The 20557-nt window shown below is 67.1% G+C and carries 14 protein-coding genes and 1 pseudogene; 5 read left to right on the top strand and 10 right to left on the bottom strand.

The genetic code is table 11. The features are described 5' to 3' along the window. The first annotated feature begins 290 nt into the window (after positions 1–290). The gene (locus tag ON38_RS26915; protein WP_039827834.1) at positions 291–1835 is read left to right on the top strand and encodes an acyl-CoA carboxylase subunit beta; all 1545 of its coding nucleotides are present in this window, start codon (positions 291–293) and stop codon (positions 1833–1835) included. Positions 1836–1975: 140 nt separating this feature from the next. On the opposite strand, the gene ON38_RS26910 is transcribed toward ON38_RS26915, so the two are convergent. The 4 genes from ON38_RS26910 to ON38_RS26885 form a co-directional block, all read right to left on the bottom strand. Next, on the bottom strand, positions 1976–2251 hold the full coding sequence (locus ON38_RS26910) for a hypothetical protein (RefSeq protein ID WP_039827827.1): 276 nt from the start codon (positions 2249–2251) through the stop codon (positions 1976–1978). Beyond that, the gene (locus ON38_RS26905; protein ID WP_039827826.1) at positions 2241–2861 is read right to left on the bottom strand and encodes a hypothetical protein; all 621 of its coding nucleotides are present in this window, start codon (positions 2859–2861) and stop codon (positions 2241–2243) included. Before ON38_RS26905 ends, ON38_RS26910 begins: the two co-directional genes overlap by 11 nt. 945 nt (positions 2862–3806) lie before the next feature. Continuing rightward, on the bottom strand, positions 3807–4541 hold the full coding sequence (locus tag ON38_RS35680) for a hypothetical protein (protein WP_039827825.1): 735 nt from the start codon (positions 4539–4541) through the stop codon (positions 3807–3809). A 2568-nt stretch (positions 4542–7109) separates the two neighbouring features. Continuing rightward, positions 7110–8159 carry a fatty acid desaturase family protein gene (locus ON38_RS26885; protein WP_039827822.1) on the bottom strand — a complete coding sequence of 350 codons (1050 nt, stop codon included), beginning with the start codon at positions 8157–8159 and terminating at the stop codon, positions 7110–7112. A gap of 432 nt (positions 8160–8591) precedes the next feature. Here ON38_RS26885 and ON38_RS26880 point away from each other — a divergent pair, with 432 nt between their 5' ends. Beyond that, entirely contained in the window at positions 8592–9740 is a 1149-nt protein-coding gene (locus ON38_RS26880) for a N5-glutamine methyltransferase family protein (RefSeq protein ID WP_039827821.1), read from the top strand. A gap of 122 nt (positions 9741–9862) precedes the next feature. Here ON38_RS26880 and ON38_RS37680 read toward each other — a convergent pair. Then, a pseudogene (locus ON38_RS37680) lies at positions 9863–9934 on the bottom strand (dihydrofolate reductase family protein); the annotation flags it as partial. 164 nt (positions 9935–10098) lie between these two features. On the opposite strand from ON38_RS37680, the gene ON38_RS26875 reads away from it, so the two are divergent. Beyond that, positions 10099–11475 (top strand): MFS transporter, encoded by a 1377-nt coding sequence (locus ON38_RS26875; RefSeq protein ID WP_039827820.1) that lies wholly within the window; start codon positions 10099–10101, stop codon positions 11473–11475. A gap of 134 nt (positions 11476–11609) precedes the next feature. Here ON38_RS26875 and ON38_RS26870 read toward each other — a convergent pair whose 3' ends face one another. The 3 genes from ON38_RS26870 to ON38_RS26860 form a co-directional block, all read right to left on the bottom strand. Beyond that, complete coding sequence (locus ON38_RS26870) at positions 11610–12191, bottom strand: TetR/AcrR family transcriptional regulator (RefSeq protein ID WP_039827819.1); 582 nt, start codon at positions 12189–12191, stop codon at positions 11610–11612. Between the two features lie 4 nt (positions 12192–12195). Then, entirely contained in the window at positions 12196–14409 is a 2214-nt protein-coding gene (locus ON38_RS26865) for an MMPL family transporter (RefSeq protein WP_051165220.1), read from the bottom strand. 724 nt (positions 14410–15133) lie between these two features. After that, a complete protein-coding gene (locus ON38_RS26860) occupies positions 15134–15499 on the bottom strand; it encodes a hypothetical protein (RefSeq protein ID WP_157181930.1) in 366 nt (121 codons plus the stop codon). Here ON38_RS26860 and ON38_RS26855 point away from each other — a divergent pair. Continuing rightward, positions 15492–15818: a hypothetical protein gene (locus tag ON38_RS26855; protein ID WP_245564231.1), complete on the top strand. Its 327-nt coding sequence runs from the start codon at positions 15492–15494 to the stop codon at positions 15816–15818. The genes ON38_RS26860 and ON38_RS26855 overlap by 8 nt on opposite strands. A gap of 575 nt (positions 15819–16393) precedes the next feature. Next, positions 16394–16891, top strand: a complete 498-nt coding sequence (locus ON38_RS26850) for a MarR family winged helix-turn-helix transcriptional regulator (protein WP_039827816.1) — start codon at positions 16394–16396, stop codon at positions 16889–16891. Positions 16892–17164: 273 nt separating this feature from the next. Here ON38_RS26850 and ON38_RS26845 read toward each other — a convergent pair whose 3' ends face one another. Together ON38_RS26845 and ON38_RS34390 are read right to left on the bottom strand one after the other, a co-directional pair. Beyond that, entirely contained in the window at positions 17165–18124 is a 960-nt protein-coding gene (locus ON38_RS26845) for a hypothetical protein (RefSeq protein ID WP_157181929.1), read from the bottom strand. A gap of 568 nt (positions 18125–18692) precedes the next feature. Continuing rightward, the coding region (locus ON38_RS34390) for a GntR family transcriptional regulator (protein WP_157181928.1) at positions 18693–20557 on the bottom strand (1865 nt) is incomplete at its 5' end.

The raw sequence follows: 20557 nt of genomic DNA, 5'->3' as shown, positions 1-20557 counted from the left end.
CCTTCGCTGTACCGAGTGATCTACTACTCGAGCTCTCATAGCCGCCCGCTCTTTTATTAGGCTCCTGGACCTGTTGCCGGGCAATGCATCTCACGTTCCGTTTTCGTCCGTTTTCGTCCGTGTTCGGATGGCCGGCATGGCGGCGGAACCGACGCGGCGACACCCGATCCCACGACGCGCCCGGCAGACGGTGAGAGCTCACAAACCCGGATGCCCGCGAGGCCGGGTACGGTGACATCCGCCCACCGATCACGGTGCGGTATTCCTGCTGAGAAAATGGGATGTGCTCGATGACCTCTACCGCCGAAAAACTGGCCGACCTGCGTAAGAAGCTCGAACTCGCGCAGGAGCCGGCCGGCGAGGCGGGAGCCGCCAAACGCGCGCGTAAGGGCATACCGTCGGCCCGCGACCGCATCGAGATGCTGCTGGATCCGGGCACCTTTGTGGAGATCGGTGCTCTCGTGCGGAATCCGGCGGACAAGGACGCGCTCTACGGCGACGGAGTGGTCACCGGGCGGGGCCTGGTGGACGGCCGGCCGGTCGCCGTGTTCTCCCATGACCAGACCGTGTACGGCGGCACCATCGGTGAGATGTTCGGCCGGAAGGTCGCCGCGATCATGGACCTGGCGGGGCGGATGGGCTGCCCGCTGATCGGAATCAACGACTCCGGCGGCGCGCGCGTCCAAGAGGCCGTGACCTCGCTGCGCTGGTACGGCGAGCTGGCGACCAAGATGGAACCGCTCTCGGGTGCGGTGCCCATGGTCTCGCTGATCCTCGGTAACTGCGCGGCCGGCGCCGTATACCAGCCGATCTGCACCGATGTCGTGGTCGCCACGAAGAGCGCGCATATGTTCGTCACCGGACCCAAGATCATCGAGGAGGCCATCGGGGAAAAGGTGGACATGGAGGAACTGGGCGGCGCCTACAACCAGGCCGCCTACGGCAATATCCATCATGTGGCCGAGGACGAGGCGGCTGCCTTCGCGTGGGTACGCAACTATCTGAGCTATCTACCGTCGAGCGCTGTCGAGCTGCCGCCGATCGTGAACCCCGGGCTGGAGCCGGAGGTCACCGAATCCGATCTGACGCTGAACACGCTGGTCCCCGACTCGGACAACGCGGTCTACGATATGCACGACGTGCTTTTGCGCATCTTCGACGACGGTGAGTTCCACGAGATCGGCGCGGCCGCGACCAAGAACCTGATCACCGGCTTCGCCCGCGTCGACGGCCACCCGGTGGGTGTGGTGGCCAACCAGCCGACCGTGCTGGCGGGCGCGCTCGACGCCAAGGCCGGCGACAAGGCCGCGCATTTCATCCACATCTGCAACGCCTTCGAGATCCCGCTGGTCCTGGTGGTCGACACCCCCGGCTTCCTGCCCGGCGTGGAACAGGAGAAAGTGGGCGTCATCAAGCGCGGCGGCCGGTTCCTCTTCGCCTACGTGGAGGCCACCGTCCCCAAGGTCACCGTGGTGGTCCGCAAGGCCTACGGCGGAGGCTGGGCGGTCATGGGCGCCAAGGCTCTCGGCTGCGATATCTACCTGGCCTGGCCGACCGCGCGCATCGCGGTGATGGGCGCCGAGAGCGCGGTGGGCCTGACCCAGCGCAAGGTCCTCGACGCGACCCCGGAGGATCAGCGTGCCGCACTCCGGCAGCAGATGATCGACTTCTACAACACGACGGTCGCGACCCCGTGGATCGCGGCCGAGCGCGGCTATATCGACAGCGTGATCGAGCCCTCGGCCACCCGCCTCGAGCTCCGGCGGGCCCTGCACCTGCTTCGCGACAAGAAGGTCATCCGCTACCCGCGCAAGCATCACCTGCTGCCGCTGTGAAGAAGCCGCTGAACCGGCTCGGGCCGGTGCCGGTTCGGCCTTCTACCGCCATCCCGGTTGCTCCGGAGCGTATGCCGGTGGATCGGGTGCACCGGCGATTCGTACTGCCCGCGACAGCGGACAGTACCTCCTGATTCCGGTCAGGCGGACATGGTCGTATCGCCGGGCTGGTCACCGCCCATCGGCAGAGAACCTCCCGCGCTCCGATCCTCCGGCGCGGGCAGTTCGATGCCGGGCGGGTGCCCGAAACCGGCGAACCCTCCGAGCTCGTCCACACCATCCGCGATCACGGCCTCGATCGATGTCAGCTCGCCCTTGACGATGACGTCTATGTCGCCCCCTTCCGGATCGCCTTCCTCGGTCCGAACCCGCACTATCGCCGATCCGTTGTCGAACATGATGATGTCACCGCTCATCAGATCGTTCGTGCTCGGCGCCGGCGGGAGCCGCGCTGCTGATTCCGGTATACACCGGATCGGCCGCGGCGACCCCTGAATCCGAAACGCCGACAGCACCGGTGGAAGCCGAATCGCCAACGCCCCCGGCCGAAACCGAATCGCCGCCCGCGGAGCCCGAATCGGTAGCGGCATCCGCGGAACCTGTATCGATGGCGGCATCTCCGGAACCCGCATCGCCAGCAGCATCGCCTGTACCCGAATTGCTGTCCTCGGAGGCCCAGTCGATAGCAGCACCGACACCGACGGCAACTGCGGCCCCGGCCAAGACGCCGCCCACGGCGGCACCGACCGATCGCGCCTTCCCGGCCCTCTCACCTCTCTGCTCATTCTCCTGTGCCTTCTCCGACTTCTTCCGTTCTTTCTCTTGGTCCTTCTCCTGTACCCGCTGGTTCTTCTCCTGCGCCTTCAGAATCTCGCTTTCCAGGCGTCCTACCTCACGCTCCAGCCCTAGCCGCTGTTTGCCCAGCTCCCCCGCCATCCACTCGACGTTCTGCTGCGCGCCCTTCAGATCCCGCAGTCCTGCCACAGACCGGTCGTCATAGCGAATTTCCAGATCCTGCAACGCCATCGTTGCCCGGCTGGGCTCGTCTCCCGCGCGGGCCGCCACGGAGCTGCCCTCTGGAGTGTGGTCTCCCCGCAGCTTCCGTAGGTCCGCACAAGAGAGAATCGGCCTCTCCGGCGCAAAATGGGCCTCTGATGAGCCAATTCAGGACTCGTGGCAGGTGCCGGGGTTGTCGTGCACGCTCCGCTCTCCGACTCCGGTCCACCCTCCGCCGGCGGCCACCACCCGAACGGTCAGTTCTTCTTCTCTCCGGCCGCACCGCGAAATTTACAATTCGCGAACAAATTCAGGATGGAACCTCACGAGACCGGCTCCGACTCGAATATCCGATACCGGAGGACCGATCATCGGATATCGAAGTCGCCGCTAATTCCGGCCGGACGTGGCGATAAAAACCAACCGATGAGGTCTGGTACAACACGACCGGCTCCGAACACACTTCCGGCGAATGAACGGGGAGGACCACACGCCGAGCCCTGGAGTCGCTGATGGCGCGCATTGTAACGAAATCCGCGCAATCACCGAAGGACGAAGCGGCGCACATGGTCATGAGTGCTGCGCGAGAATCGAACAGCGATCCGTAGTGGAAGCCGTTCGCCGACCGATACGACGACCGAGAGAGTACGCAATGCCTGGTTTCCTCAAATACATCATCTTTCTGAACATCCTCGGCATGCTCGCCGGTGCCTATTACTGAACCGGCGAAGACCGGGCAAGACGGGCCGCCAACGAGCAGGTGTCCGTACTCGGCGGCCGACTCGGGCAACGTTCGCTTCGGTCGGCAGACGCCCGAGAGTTCGCTAGTGCAGTGATCCGAGTGAGCGGCCCGAGGTGTCCTCGGGTCGCTCCCGGATCGACCGGATGGCCGGGGTCGATCGGGGAGCGCGCGAAAGGGTACGCCGGCGCGCTGCAGGCGCCTCGGCCCCGCAAGATGAGAAGCGCCGGCCTCGATCAGACGGGCATGGTCGCGTCACCGGACTCGTCACCCGGCGACCCAGGGCCGGCGACACCGGTGCCGCCCTCCGCCGGCGCGGGCGGTTCGACACCGGGTGGATGTCGGAAACCGGCGAACGCACCGAGTTCACCGGCACCGTCGTCCATTACCTCCGCGATCGGCGTCAACTCTCCCTTGATGATGACATCTACGATGCCGCCCTCCGGATCACCGTCCTTGCGCTGCACACGTACCACCGCCGAGCCGTTGTCGAAGGTGATGAGATCACCGCTGGCCAGATCGTACGGATCGACCGGTTCCAAGGCGTTCGCGTCGAGCCACTCGGCCTCCGTACCGGCATAGGCGGCTTTCCCGTCGGTACCGCTCTTGTTGCTGTACGCCGTTTCGTAAGCCTGGGCGACACTCGGCCACACCCGCTCGGCGACGCCGTCCGCGGTGTGGGTGTACGGAACACGTCCGTCCTCGTCTCGCGTCTTTTCGCCCGCCGGAGCCACCGTCCGCGGTGCGTTCCCATCATCCTGCGGTCCGGGATCCGCCGCCGCTACCGCCTCGCCCGGCGACGGCTGGACCGGCGGTGTGGTCACCGTCCCCGGAGCGGGCTGCCGGGCGGCCGGTGGAGCTCCCCGCTGCGGCCCGGGATCCTCGTACCGGTCGCGGTCGATTTCCCGGTCCCCACCGGGATCGGTATCGGTGAATCCGGGGTCCTGGAGATTCGACAGCATCAAGGGCATCAGGAGACTGGAAGGATCGAATTGTTGCCCCCCGGCAGACGGAACCGCCGCGGACATCTGACCCGCCCCCATGCTGCCCGGAGGCTGCGCGTTGTCGGGCGCACGGGGGATCTCCGCCGCCGAGTCGTCGGCCGCGTCGCTGCCGGAACTGATATCCGAGGCGCCACCCCCGCCGGTACCGAGTCCGAGATCGGCAGCGGTAGAGCCGGTTCCAGCGAAGCCGGCCGGACTCGGGTTCGCCACATCACCCCACGAACCGGAATTCGAAACCCCGGCCCGGGAACTCGGTGCCGCAGCCGCGGCAGCCTGCGAACCCGTACCCGGAGCCCCCGCGGCGACCTGCGAAGCCGACCCAGAGCCCGAACCCGAACCCGCACTCGCACTCGCACTCGACGCCGAGTCCGAACCCGATCCCGCGGAGCTCGCAGTCGAACCCGTGCCCGTACCCTCCGCACCCGAACTCGTGCCTTTCGCATCCGAGCCCGTACCCTCCGCACCCGAACTCGTACCTTTCGCATCCGAGCCCGTACCCTCCGGCCCCGAACTCGCACTCGAGTCCGACTCCGAGTCCGAAAGAGCGTCGATGGCGTAAACACCTGCCCCCACGGCAACCGCGCCGACGGCGACGGCGCCGACGGTCCGACGGGTCCGGCTGGAACCCGAACCGCTACCCGCTGCCGACCCCGAACCAGCCCCTGCCCCCGAACCGGAACCCACACCGGAGCCAGACCCGACGCCAGAACCGGAACCCGCGCCAGAACCGGAACCCGCACCAGAACCGGAACCCACGCCAGAACCGGAACCCACGCCAGAACCGGAACCCGCACCAGAACCCCTGCCGGAATCCGCACCCCTACCGGAATCCCGCTCGTCCCGACGCCTTTCGGAATCCCCCTCGTCCCCACGCCTTCCGGCCTCCGGCGCGCCTCCACGTCTACCGGCGTCCGGGTCCGCACCGCCACGGTTGCGGTCGGGCAGGCCCGGCTCGTGCAAGACCAAGAGTTCGTCCCGTCCTTCCTGCCTGCTCGCCCGGTCCGCCTCCCTGGCCAGGCGCGCCTGTTCCTCGGCCTCCCTCGCCAGCCGCTCCCGCTCCACGCGCGCCTGTTCCTCGGCCTCCCTGGCCAGGCGCTCCTGCCGCTCCCGCTCCACGCGTGCCTGTTCCCGCGCCTCCTCGTCGAGGCGACGCTGCCGCTCCTCCTCGAGGCGCGCCTGTTCCCGCGCCTCTCTTTCCACGCGTGCCCGCTCCTCTGCCTCCGCCTGGGCATGCGCCCTTTCCCGTGCCGTGTCCAGGCGATCCTGTTCTCTCGTGACGTCGCGCTCCAGCCCCCGGATCTCTCGCTCCACCCGTTGCCGTTCGCTCGCCAGCTCCCCCGCCATCCAATGGGCGTTGTTCCGCGCCCCGGACAGATCCGGCAGCACCCTTGCTTCCTCGTCGCCGTATCGGCTTTCCAGGACATGCCAGCGCGGCTGGGCTGTCACACCGCTCGGGTCGTCGGTGCGGGCCGGCGTGGTGTCGTCCCACTCCCTCTGCCGTTGTCGGCGCAGTTCGTCCCGTTGTGTCCTGAGTTCCTCCCGCCGTGTCCTCAGCTCCTCCAGCGCACGTCTGCCCTCGTGCACCCGGTTCTGCGCGTCTCGCAGTTCCGCGATGTCGCGCTCGCTGTGGTTCGGCACCCACTCATTCCGGCCCTCGGCCGCCCGACGGGCATTGATGCTGTTCAGTTCATCCGTGAGCTCCGAGTGTTCCCGCTCGGCCCGCTCGAGCCTCGACATGAGCCTCCGCGACCCCGGACGCTCCTCCAATCGCTGCGCGAGCGTCCATCGACGTCGCTCCAACTCACGTAGCTGGCCCCGAAGCGTGAACTCTCGGGAGAGTTCGAGAATCGCCATGCGCGCCGGACTCGCTTCGGCCGAGTTCCACCCGTCACCGGATCCTGCTCGAAAACGCGCCGGGTCGCCGGCGTCCGCGATCGTATCGGCCCCCCGCCGCCCCCTGGCCGCGACGGCATGCATAGAGTCCGACAGCCCCTCCCCGACGTCGTCGGTCGCACCGACCAGACGCCGGGCCGCACGCCGGATCGCCCCCGCACTGCTTACTATCGACACGGAGCCGCTCTCCGGCCGGAGCCCCCTGCCGGTAGCGTAATTCGGCGGCGTTTGCGCCCATGCGAACAACGCGGCGCACCGCCGTGGCCCGCACCGGTTTCGTTCGATCCGGCGGCCGAACTCCGCATCGCATCGCCACCGCACGAAACACGGTTCATATCAACACTTCCTGTACTGATACCGCTGTTCTCTGGTCGTGCCGGCACCGGCCAGGATGTCGAGCGTACTGTCGTGCTCGGCCGAGTGGTGTCGCGCGGCGCGATCCCACCTCGCCCGTAGAGTCGACCGACATAACTTTCCCCTGGTTGCCGATCGAACAATACTGACCGAATCCCTTCCGGCTCCTCAACAATGGGAACTCGAGCCCTTTCGGCGGTCGGTTGCTCCGTCTGCGGATGCCGAGCCCGGCGGCGTGGGCGGATCGCGCCGTGGCGGTTCGATCCGGCCGGCTCCAAGGTCCCGATGTCAGCCGTCGGCGCGCAGTGGCGCACCGACTCGGTACAGATGGTGCAGCGCCTCCCGGTACGACGCGATCAGCCCCGTCTCGTGATAGGGCACACCGATCTCGGCGCAGTAGGCGCGGACGATCGGTTGGGCACGACGCAGGTTCGGCGTCGGCATACTCGGGAACAGATGGTGTTCGATCTGGTAGTTGAGTCCGCCGAGCGCGATATCGGTCAGGACACCACCCCGGACATTACGAGAGGTCAGCACTTGCCGGCGCAGGTAGTCGGGGCGGTCGTCACCGGTGAGGGTCGGCATGCCCTTGTGGTTCGGGGCGAAGATGCAGCCCATGTACAGACCGAACAGGGCCTTGTGGACGAGGAGGAATACGACGGCCTTGTCGGCGGGCAGCACCGCGAACACCGCGACCAGGTAGGCGGCGAAGTGGCCGATGAGCAGCGTGCCCTCCAGACCGCGGCGGCCGACCGATCGATTCCGGAGCGCTCGGATGCCCGCCACATGGAGGTTGAGGCCTTCCAGGAGCAGTAGCGGGAAGAACAGGAAGGCCTGCGCCCTGCCGATGAGACGGGGCAGGCCGCGGCTGGCGCGCGCCTGCCGTTGGGACCAGAGCAGGATGTCGGGCGCGACGTCGGGGTCGAGTTCCTCATGGTTCGGGTTGGCGTGATGCCGGGTGTGCTTGTCCTGCCACCAGCCGTAACCCAGACCTATGCCCGCGTTGCCGGCGATCCGGCCCATGAGCTCCGTCGGCCGCCGGAGCCGGAAGACCTGGCGGTGCGCGACATCGTGCATGACGAGCGCCACCTGAGCGCAGGTCACGGACAGGAACGCCGCCACGGCGAGCGTCCACCACGAGTCGCCGACCGCGACGAATGCGGTCCATCCGGCAACGAACGCGGTTCCCACCAGGCCGAGCCGGACAGCGTAGTAGCGGGGCCGCCGGTCCAACAGTCCCGCGTCGGAGACCCGGCGCAGCAGGCGGGCGTAGTCGCCGCGGTCGCCGCGCCGTGCCGACCGCGGCGGTGAATCCGGGACCAGAGCCGGTGTCGTCATAGCAATTCCTCGGAGTCGATTTCGGAGCCCACTTCGCCCGTTGCCGCTGCCGTCCGATCGATGTCGACCGGAGAGCCGGCGGTGGTTGCCCGGTGCGGAACGAGGGGGCGATGTCGTCGAGACCGACGCTATCGACGAAATTATCGACCCCGGTAAGCCCGCGGTACGGGGTCGGCTCGCACTGTGGGGTGATATCCGGGGACCCCGCGCACCCTACCGAGTGCGGCGCGACAGCGGGTCTGTGCCATGCTGGGTGACCGGACGAAAGGAATCGACCGTGGTCATGGGCATGGTGTTGGGCGATCACCGTTTCCACGCTACGACGTGGGAGCGATCCGGCCGGTCCTTGTACTGATCAGCGGCTGATTCCTGCCGTACTCCCGCGTCGAAGCGTTACCGCCCCAGGCACCTTCGTTCCCTCAGGAGTACATCATGTCCACGATAGGTTGGACCGAACACGGATCGTCTCTTCGCACCCGATGGCATTCGGAGAACGGCACCCCCGCACCCGAACATATTGTCGCCGTGGACGACCGCGTCACCGCGCAGGCCGCGTACCGGCTGGCGAGGTCGGGCACGGGCCTGCTCTGGCGAGGCGATTTCCACAATGCCCGCCAGCTCGCGCGGGCCGTGGAGCGCCGCCTGCGCCGGGTTCCGCGCCCCACGCCACCCGCCGGCGACCCGGTCGCCCGCTTCCACGACCACCGCGCCGCGCGCGCCGAACGAGCCGGACTGCTCGGCCGGCTACTGGTCGTGCTGGAGCCCGACCACTCGCTGCGACTCCGGCGTGCACCGGATGTCCGGCCGGCCTGCGACCACGCGTACGGCGTAGGCGCCGGGGACCCGCGGCACGGCGAGCGGATCTGTGTGTCGCTGCCCGAACTCCTCGGTGTCCTCAGCGCCTACGAGTGGCATCGCAATGGGGTCGATATTGCCGCGCTGGGCGCGCGCATCCATCCGGATTACGGCGTCTTCTCACCGATTCGCGGCGAGTACATCGATCTGGTCCACCGCGCCCCCTGGCCGTCGGCCGCCGAGCAGCCGCTGGTATTCGAACTCGGCACCGGCACCGGAGTGCTGGCTGCCGTTCTCGCCCGGCGGGGCGCCCGGGTGGTGGCCACCGATATCAACCCCCGTGCCGTGCGCTGCGCGCGCGCGAATATGCGGCGGCTCGGCCTCACCGACCGCGTGCGCATCTCCGAGGCCGACCTGTGGCCGGGTGGTCGAGCCGACCTGATCGTATGCAACCCGCCCTGGCTTCCGGCGGAGCCGACCTCCGCCCTGGAGCTGGGCATCTACGATCCCGGATCCGATATGCTCCACCGCTTCCTGGACGGCCTGCCGGCCCATCTCACCGCGACCGGTGAGGCCTGGCTGATCCTGTCCGATCTCGCCGAGCGGATCGGCTTGCGGACGCGCGCGGAACTTCTCGCCCGTATCGCCGCGGCCGGTCTCCGGGTGGCGGGCCGCCACGACACCGAGCCCCGGCATCCCCGGGCCGCGGATCCCACCGACCCACTCCACGAGGCCCGGCGCGCCGAGGTCACGTCGCTGTGGCGGTTGGTGCACACGTCGCCCTGATACGGGACTCGACCGCGCGCCACGCGACGGATCCCCGGTCCATCGCACGGGGCGCGGTTGCCGGCGTTCGTCACGCCCGCGCGCCACGCCCAGGTGTGCGGAGTGGGGCGGTACACGAGTTCCTAAATGTTGCCGTCGAGCGTCCGGCTCCCGAGCAGTTCGAGGTCGAAGTCCGCCGCGCCCGCGAAGACCGGCCCCCGCGCCGAGGTGTTCCGGAGGTGCCCGGTCCCTTCCACCGACCGGGGAAATTACCGACCCCGCCTCCGGAGCGTGCGCCCTACCTGCACACTGAGTGCGGAGCTGTGCGGGATCCCGGTCGCCGCGCACTCCGTGTACGAGTGAACGAGAGGGATCACTTATGTCCGAAACCACGACCTCGGATCCGGCCGCCCCCGACGGGCAGCCGCCGACCACCGAATCGACCTCCTCGCGGGCGGCGACGCGCCGCGCGGTCTGGAACACGCTGCGCGGATCATCGGGCAATCTCGTCGAGTGGTACGACGTCTACGTCTACACGGTGTTCGCCTCGTACTTCGAGAGCCACTTCTTCGACTCCGCGGACAAGAACTCCACCGTCTACGTGTACGCGATCTTCGCCGTCACGTTCCTCATGCGTCCGGTCGGATCGTGGTTCTTCGGCCGCTATGCCGACCGGCGCGGCCGGCGCGCGGCGCTCACCTTCAGCGTCTCGCTGATGGCGGCATGTTCGCTGGTGATCGCGCTCGTGCCGGGACGCGAGACGATCGGCGTGGGCGCGGCCGTGATCCTGATCCTGTGCCGACTGGTGCAGGGCTTCGCGACCGGCGGCGAGTACGGCGCGTCGGCCACCTACATGTCCGAGGCGGCCACGCGGGAACGCCGCGGCTTCTTCTCCTCCTTCCAGTACGTCACCCTCATCGGTGGCCATGTGCTCGCCCAGCTCACCCTGCTGGTGCTGCAGGTGTTCCTGGACAAGGAAGAGATCTCCGATTTCGGCTGGCGGATCGCCTTCTTCATCGGCGGTGTGGCCGCGGTCGTGGTGTTCTGGTTGCGCCGGAGCATGGACGAATCGCTGACCCCCGAACAGCTCGAGGCGGTCCGGCGGGGCGAGGATTCCGAATCCGGCTCTTTGCGTGTGCTACTGGCCGGATACTGGCGGCCGCTGCTGGTGTGCTTCCTGGTCACCATGGGTGGCACGCTGGCGTTCTACACCTACAGCGTGAACGCCCCGGCCATGGTCAAGACCGCGTTCGACGGGCACGGGATGACGGCCACCTGGATCAACCTCACCGGACTGATCTTCCTCATGCTGTTGCAGCCGATCGGCGGACTGGTCAGCGACAAGGTGGGCCGCAAACCCGTCCTGGTGTTCTTCGGCATCGGCGGCGTCCTCTACACCTGGTTCCTCATCACCTTCCTCCAGGACGCCACCTCGGTGGCGGCGACACTGGTGGTGACCTGCGTCGGCTACGTGCTGCTCACCGGCTACACGTCCATCAATGCCATCGTCAAAGCCGAACTGTTCCCCTCGCATATCCGGGCCCTGGGCGTCGGTATCGGATACGCGCTGGCCAATTCGGTGTTCGGCGGGACCGCGCCGATGATCTATCAGGCCGCGAAGAACGGCGGACAGGTGCCGTGGTTCATCGCGTACGTGACGGTCGTCATCGGTATCTCGCTGGTCGTCTACCTCTTCGTCCTGAAGAACAAGAGCGAGACCGCACTGGACAAGGAGCAGGGGCGCGCCTTCGGGTAGGAACGCGAGCCCGGAACCGCAGACCGGCCCCTCATCCCGAGGGCACGGTCCCACGCAACGGGCGGCCCGTCGACGACGGGCCGCCCGGCGCCCCGGCGGTGCCGTAACGGCCTTTCATACCGGAATGCCTTCTGTCAGAGCGGCATTCCGTTCGCGAGAAACTCCAGTGCCTCGTCGACCACGGCATAGATGTCCTCGCCGTTCTCGATCGCTCGCAGATAGGCCATCAGTGCGACACCCGCCACCGCGCCGCTCCAGTATCGGACCCGGCGATCGTCCGGCTGCCGGCCGGTGCGGCGGGCGACGGCCTCGATGAACTGCGGCAGGTCCGTCTCCACTTTCTGTGCCACGGCCCCGCGGAGTTCCGGGACCGTGGCGATGAGTTTCATCCGGGTGGTCTCCAGCGCGGCCAGATCCTGGTCGGTGTTGGCGAGCACGGCGAGCAGGGCGTTGCGCCCGGCTTCCAGCGGAGAGAGCTCGGCGGGCTCGGCGAGGAACTTCTCCAGGAAGAGGGGGTCCACGCGGTCGAAGAGCACCGTATCCGGTTTGGTGGGGAAATAGCGGAACAGCGTGCTCGGCGAAACCTCGGCGGCCGCGGCCACCTCCTCGAGCGTGGTATTCGCGTACCCCTTCTCCCGGTAGAGGCGCAGTGCGTGGTCCTGGATGGCTTCACGCGTCCGCTTCTTCTTGAGTTCTCGCAGCCCGCCGGTGCTCATGGCTTCATCCTGCCGAACCTTTCGCGGGCCGGACAACGGGGTGGGGCGCCACGGCGGGGGCGGGCGCCGCCGCGGCGCGCAACTTCTCTCCTTCGACGTCCAGGTTCGGCAGTATCCGGTCCAGCCATCGCGGCAGCCACCAGGCCTTGTCTCCGACAAGCGCGAGTACCGCCGGGACGACCGTCATCCGCACCACGAAGGCGTCGACCGCGACCGCCGCCGCCAGCGCGACACCGATCTGCACGATATCGCTCGCCTCGCCGGTGGCGAACCCGGCGAACACACTCACCATGATGATCGCGGCCGCCGACACCACGCGCGCGCCGTGACCGAATCCGGCGCGGACCGCCGAGACCGCCGGGGCGCCGTGCACGTACTCCTCCCGCATCCGGGTCACCAGGAACACCTCGTAGTCCATGGCCAGCCCGAAGACGACGCCGATGATGAAGATCGGCAGCATGCTCACCACGACGTCGGTGTCGCGGATTCCCAGCCATTCCAGATGGCCCCATTGGAATGTGGCCACCAGAACACCGAAGGTCGCCGCCACACTGAGCAGAAAACCCACCGTGGCCTTCAGCGGCACGACGAGCGAGCGGAACACCGTCATCAGCAGCAGGAACGACAGGCCGACCACCACCAGGAGGTAGATCCACAGGGCGTCCGCCATCCGGTCGCTGAAGTCGATGATGACGGCGGCGGTTCCGGTGACCGCGATCCGGGCGCCGTAGCCCGTCACGCTCTCGGCGACACCGCCGCGCAACCGCTGGACCAGTTGTTCGGTCTCTTCGCTGTCGGGTCCGCTTCGCGGGACGACCCCGATGATGGCCGTGTCACCGGCCGGGTTGAACTCCGGGGGTGCCGCCATGGCGACGCCTTCGGTTCCCGCGAGGGCCGCGTGCACTCGCCGCGCGGCGTCCCCGGGCTGTGGCGCGCCGGTGAGGTCGGCAACCACGAGCAGTGGGCCGTTGAATCCCGGGCCGAACCCCTCCGCCACCGCGTCGTAGGCCTGACGCTGGGTCGAATGCTCCGGGTAGGTGCCCTGATCGGGGACGCCGAGGCGCAGGTCCAGTGCCGGAACGGTCAGGACACCGAGCCCGAGGAACGCGACGATCAGGGTTGCCACCGGCCTGCGGGTGGTCAGCGTCGCCCAGCGCTGCGCGAGGGTACGCCGGCCGCTCGCCGCGGGCGGGGCGCTTTCGGCAGAGCGCCGGCCGCGCCGCAACACCCGCCGCCCGGCGAACCCGAGCAGCGCCGGCAGCAGGGTGAGGGCCACCAGCACCGCGACGACCACGGTCACGGCGGCGGCGACTCCCATTTCGGTGAGCAGGCCGATACCCACGACGCCGAGTCCGAGGAGCGCGATCACCACGGTCAGACCGGCGAAGAGAACGGCGGATCCGGCGGTGCCCACCGCCCGGCCGATCGCCTCCTCGGGGTCGGGAGTCCGGGTCAGCTCATGGGTGTAGCGGGACACGATGAACAGCGCGTAGTCGATGCCGACGGCGAGGCCGAGCATGAGCGCGAGGATCGGTGTCGTGACGCCGAGGTCGAGAAAAGCGGTGGCCGTGAGAATTCCGAGGAGGCCGACGGCGACGCCGGTCAGCCCGGTGACCAGCGACATCCCCGCGGCGGCCAGCGACCCCAGGGTGATCACGAGAACCACCGCGGCGATGAGCAATCCGACGAGTTCCTTGCTCACATCCGGCATCAGCTCCATCACGTCCCCGCCCACCGCGACCCGCAGGTCGGCCGAACCGCTGCGTTCGACCAGATCCATGAGTTCCTGACGGCTCGAGTCACGTACTGCCTCGAAGGACACCGCGTAGGTCACCTCGGCGACGGCGATCCGCCGGTCCGCCGAGATCAGGCCGCTGTCCAAGGGGTTGCGCACTGCCGCCACCTCGGCCGCACCGGCAGCCCGGTCGACCACCGCGGTGATCTGCCGGCGCAGCGCGGGATCGGTCACCGAGCCGTGCTCGGCGACGAACACGATCTGGGCGGACCCGCCGTCCAGCGGCATCTCGGCGAACCGTTCCGCCAGCAGATCGAACGCTTCCTGGGATTGCGTGCCGGGCAGGCTGAAGGACGTCGCGGAAGGGGAGGCCAGCGTGGCGGCCCCCACCCCCAGGACGGCCACGACCAGCACCCAGAGCAGGACCACGAGTCGTCGAGCGCGGAAACCGAACCGCCCGATCCGATACAGCAGGGTCGACATGACAGCCTCTCGAAATTGATATTGAATGTTTTATGACAGTAGCTATCATTTTTGGGCGAGGCAATGCCACGGCATGAGTGACCCCATCGGGTTTCCAGGTCCGGCGGGCAGGCGCTCGCACACCCGGCGCAGATCGAGACGGCCAGAGCAACCTTCGCCTCCGGCGAGAGCGCCATACACGAGGCCCGGCGAGTCCTCGACGCACTCGACCGGGCCCGGACCCGCGGCAGCGGGGCCGTCCAACTGGACGGGCAGATGCTCGACGAAGCGGTCGCCGCCGCGGCCCGCCGGGTCCTCGCTCGGGCGGGTGAGCTCCGGCCGGACGGTGCCCACGTTCCGCACACCCGAACAGGCGACAACGAGGCGACATAGCCGGTCCGCCGACCCGGCCGGACGGGGCCCGCGCCACGTCGACCTCGCCGGCGCCGGGTTCCACATCGCCCGGGGCGTCGGTGAGTGAGAGAATGCCGCGCACGGTAACCATATGAATGCTGGCGATGGACAGAAGTCGATATAGTCTCAGGTAGGGGCTCGGATTCCGGCCAATTGCAGGCTTATCCCCTGCCGCCAGGAATCCGCCGATAAACAACAGGACAACATCGTCCATGCGAAAAACTTTTCCGCAGTTAACTATCCGAAATTAATATTCAATAATGGATAATAACATTTCAGCATGCCGGGATTGTTGATTCAGACCACAGAAAAGATGAGAACAGGTTATATTTTAAAAACCCATTCCGGAGGGGTAAGACATCCCGTCGTACCGTTGCTCAACTTTCTTGGAGATAGCCATGAGATCGACCTCGTCCCTGCTTCGTGCCGGCATTCTTGCTCCGGTGGCCGTCGCCGCCCTCTTTTGTACGGCCGCGCCGGCGAATGCCGACCCCGTCAGCGTGAACTGGAACTGCCGGGGCACGATCCTCGGTATCGGCCAGACGTCGAACATGACCACAACGGTCACCGGCGCCGCGCCGAGCTCGGCGGCGTCGGGTTCCGCGGTGGCCATCACCATCACGCCGGGCGCCTCGTCGGTCCCCAGTTCGGCCTCCGGCTTCACCGTGAACAACATCAGCAACCTGAAGATGACCATTCCGACTCCGGCGAATTCGACATTGGTCTCGGCTACCGCCTCCGGGGGTACCGTGGCCGGTACCGTCTCCACATCGGGTGGGAATGTCGTTCTGACCGTGCCGGGTCCGATCGCCGGCGGCACCAGCTTCACCCCGCCCGCGGTGACCATCAATGTCACCGCCGGCACCGCCGGAACACCGATCACCAGCAAGTACGCGGGGACCAGCTACACCAGTCCCGGCATGACCATGACGACCAACGTCGCATTGGTCGGCAATGTCGCGACCTCGTGCTACCCGAATCCATCCCCGACCCTCACCACAACAGCCGTCAGCTGAGCCTGCCGACGGTCGCCACGGCGTAATGACCGTTGCTCACACCGGCGGCCTGTGGTGAACAGGCCTGGACCGGGTTGTCCCAGCAGCCCGGCCCAGGCCTCCCCCGGCCCGTACCGGTCCGGCTTCGTTCCCGACAGTGGTTGCCCCGCTTCGAATTTGGTGTTGTAGCAGCCGGTTCGACCGAATAATACGATCCCCGGTATCGCATCGTCCGCTGTGTCGTACAGTGCATATCCGGCACAGCCACGGTCGCTTCGACGCCCGCGGCGGTGCTCGCTTTCGTGATGATCGTCAGCCGCGGTTCGGGCTGTCGGCCGAACGATCGACAGGAGCCCACATGCCCGCTTCAAACGCCCGGCGGCGATCCCGACCGCACGCAGGGAAAACGAGAGCGCGCACCCGTGATTCCCCGACTGTCCCCGTTCCGTGCCGCGCTCCCGCGGCCTGCGGCATTCATCGAGTCCACCGATCTCCCTGATTCCGCGGGCGGAATCGGGCGCTCGGCGATCGAGCGCGCTCTGATCGGCGACTTCTGCCGAGCGGTTTCATGTTTCGAGTGATCGAGGGGAAGGCCTATGTGCCCGAGAACAACCGCACCCGCCCGGATCTCGGTCGAGCTCAAGAGGGCCCTGGAGTTCTATCACGGAACCGTCGAGGATCTGATGCGCGAATTGATCAGGGTGCTGGGCGTGAACGAGACCGATCGGCGCGCACTGGAGATCGTCCTGCTCGAGGAGAAGAAGACCACGACGCCGGGAATGCTGGCCGAACGGCTCGGACTCACCGCTGCCGGCGTCACGATCATGCTCAACCGGCTGGAGAAGCAGGGCTACATCGCCCGATCGCTGCACCCGACCGATCGTCGTCGCGTGATCGTGATGGCCACCGAACTCGCGGCCCATCGCGTACAGGAACTCGTCGTACCCATGATCATCGAGAGCTACAAGATGTTGCTGAACTCGTACAATTCCGCCGAACTCGACATAATCGCCGACTTTCTCACCAGGGCGGGTGAACTGCAAAAGATTCACCGGCAACGGCTGCGGGACGTGAATCCCTACTCGAAGCCCTGAAAACCCGATCGCGGACCCCTACACGATTCGAGAGAAATCCGAGGCGCTGCGCAATTCCGGCCCAGGTCTTGCTGTGCAAGTTCGGCCGGGCTGTGTCCGCGCCTTGCTCTACTCGATAACCAACTGAATTACCGGATGCCTCGCTCCACCTGTCCGGCGAGGCTACACCGTACTGCCGCGGCTTCGGCGTTCGGCACAATCGCCGGAATTCCATGTCCCGACTTCCGGCTTGTTTTCGGCCGGTGCCGAGGGTGTGGTCACGGATTTTTCGGATCATGCCGTCCGGAATGCCGTCGCCGGTACCCGGCGGCAGGCACATTTCGAGGGAGAAAGCAGTAGTTGTATGCAAACCGTTGACAACAGCGAGGGCCGAGGAGCAGAGCCGGACATGAACGCCGAGCCGCCGCGGCCTCGGATCCCGCGATGGCGGGGTCGGCACGCCGCGGGGCCATCGGCCGATCGCTTCCGGCGGCAGATGTCGCGCGCCGGTGTGGTGGCTGCGTTGGTGACCACGGCGATCGGGACGACGCTCATGGTACGGACGGAATCGAGCCCGCCGATACGGCTGAACGACTCGGGCGGACTCACCATGCGTGCCTTCGACCACAGCACCGTCCGAAGCCGGACCAGCGTGACGCGCACGGACACGCCATCGGGCGCACCGAGCGAGGTCTCCGTACCGGACGTCGCGGCCACCGGCACGGCTACCGATACCGGGTCCGCCCAGCCGACCGCCGGTTCCACCGACCCCGGTACCGGCACCGCCACTGCGGCGGAATCGACGACGGCCGTGACGACGGATGCCCCCGCCGCGAACCCGGCGGATGCATCGGTGAGCGCGAGTTTCTCTGCTACGGCGAGCCTTTCGTTCCAGGCTACGTTCAGCGTGCAGGTCCCGGGTACGGTCACCTCGACCCCGATATCCACGGTGACCGTGACCACGTCTCCGACGGACACCGTGCCGGCGGATCCGACCACGGTGACGGTGTCGGCCGATCCGTCGACGACGACGCCGGCCGATCCGTCGACGATCACCGTCACCTCCGCCCCGGCGACCACCACGGTGCCGACCACCGCGACAACCGCACCGACCAGCACCACTACGACACCGACCAGCACGACGACGGCGCCGGCCGGCACCCCGGGTATGACCACGACCGTGGCCACGAACACCGCGACGACCTCGATTCCGGCGAGTTCGACCACGACATCCACGTCAGCGGAGATGTCCACAACACCCGCGTCGCCGACAACCACGGCACCGAATACGACCGAGCCTTCGACGCCGGCGAAGTCGGTACCTCCGGCAACCCCGTCGATCGCGTATCCACCGAACGGATCGCCATAGGTGGCGCGGGGTCGGCGTTCTTACCACCGACGGTCGACGCCCGCAGAGTCGACGTCGAGCGATGTCAGCGGCGTACGCGGGGGCGCGCCGATCCTGCACCTCGGGCGCCCGCCCGGATCGACCCCCTCGCGTGCCGCCGAAACGTCTCCGCGAAGAAGTCGTCACCACGGTGTCGCCACATTGCTGGAAAGCACACGGTTCGATTGCGATATCCGATCCAAGTGCGACCACAGCCCGCGGAAGCCGGCCGTGTCTCATCGCGGTGGTCGTAGCAGTCCGATGCGGTGGCCTGCCACCCCGGCGGCATATTCGCGCGTGGTTCATCGCACCCGGCCCGCGACCGTCAACCATCGCTACAGCGGCGCGGCCGGAGCATCCTGACATCCACAATCGACCGGCCGGGCTCGGCTGGGTCGTTCGGGTCGGAAGGCGGCCGCCGATCCGGCCGGGAGCCTATTGCGCGGTCGGTATCTCCGGGGGTGGACGTCTCGTCGACCCACCCCGCGGATCTCGATCATCCGGTATGCGCTGCGCAGCCCCGCTCCACGGTGTGGGCCGCACCGGGACACGCGGCTCGGCCGCTGTCGGTGCGGCACCGTTGCCGGGCGGTGTCTCGACCTCCGCGTCGGTAACCGGCCTCTCCGTTGGATTACTGCCGATCCGATCGGTATCGCGCACCACCGGCCCGGGCTCGGCTGCGCCGGTCTCGGCGCTTCCAGCAGCCACATCTACCGGTACCTCGATCGCGCCCGCCGGGATGCCGTGTTCCACCGGCCATTGTTCTCTTCCCGCCACGACAGAATCCCGGCCCCGGCCGGCAATCAGGTAACCGGCATCGGCCAGTTCTCGATACGCCCGGTTGATGGTTCTCACCGATATATCGAGGTATTCGGCAAGACCCTGAGTAGATGGGAGACGCTGGCCTCTTTCGAATTCGCCGGCGACAATCGCCCGGTGCAGCGCAGAGACGAGAGCAGTGTGCCAACTACTCCGAGACGCCTGGTGGGCCAATAGGTCCGTAGCAGCAGATCCGGTGAGTTTACGGACGAACTTCTCAGGAGAAAGCTCATAGGCAGAAGGAGAAAGCTCATATGCAGACGAGGGGCTCCAGTCCTCCGGCCATTGTTCGTCGCTCGCCACCGTGGTAGACCTACCCATCCCGGCAATCAAGAACCCGGCCACGACAAGTTCGTGGTACACCGATATGACAGGGGACGGCGATATACCGAAGTATTCGGCAAGGCTTCGAGCAGACGGGAGACGCTGGCCTTTATCGAATTCACCGGCGACAATCGCCCGGTGGAGCGCGAAGATCAGCGCAGTACGCCAACTTCCGACTTCCGCCTGCCGCGCCAGAAGTTCCGGGTCGGACGAGCCGGTGATTTTGCCGACGAACTCCTCGGGAGAGAGATCGAGCGCGGCCTGTGGGCTCCAGCTCTTGGGCCACTGCTTTCGATCCGCCACAGCGGCACCCCGACCAGGACCGGTATTCAGATACCCTGCCTCGGCCAGCTCTTGGTAAGCGCGGGCTACGAAGTACCGCGATATAGCCAGATACTCAGCAAGTTCCCGGCTCGGAGGCAGCCGTCGGCCCTCCTCGATGTTCTTGGAGAGAAGCGCCTGGTGCAACCCTGTAACCAAGGCAGCGTACCAATTGCTCTCACGTGCCTGGCGCGCCAGCAAGCCGGCATCAGAGGTTCCGGACAGCTTGATGACAAGGTCTTCGGCAGAGAGCTTGGGTGTCGCGGGTGGTTCGGCGGCTTCACTTCGGACCGGAGGTACGACGGTGATGGTGAGGGGACCGGGGTTGCTCGGCCACTGTTCTCGACTCGTCACGGAAGTCTCCCGGCCCGGGACTACACTCACATAGCCGGCCTCCGCCAGTTGCCGATAAACCAGTGCCACGGTCTTTGTCGACTCCCCGAAGTATTCAGCGAGTTCCCATGCCGCCGGCAGCCGTTGCGCTTCTTCGAATGCGCCGGCGAGAAGCGCTCGATGCAGCGCGGTGAGCAGCGCACCACCGAACGACACGCGCCGGCCACCCGCCGTCGCCTGCTCCATCAAAGAATCCGGATCCGAGGACCCCGTGAGTTCGGTGACGAACTCCTCGACAGAAATCTTGACCGCGATCGGTGGCTGCCAGTCCGTCGGCCACTGATCTTCGCTCGCCACCGAAGTATGCTGGCTTCGCACCGAAACCAGATAGCCGGCCTCGGCCAACTGCTGATAAGCCATGATGACAGTCGGTGCCGTTACGCCGAAGTATTCAGCGAGCTCCCGTCCTGCCGGCAGCCGTTGCGCTTCTTCGAATGCGCCGG

This window comes from Nocardia testacea NBRC 100365, assembly GCF_000308775.1.
Lineage (GTDB): Bacteria > Actinomycetota > Actinomycetes > Mycobacteriales > Mycobacteriaceae > Nocardia > Nocardia testacea.
The sequence above is the reverse complement of the archived record's forward strand: the minus strand, read 5'-3'. Positions and strand labels throughout refer to the sequence as shown.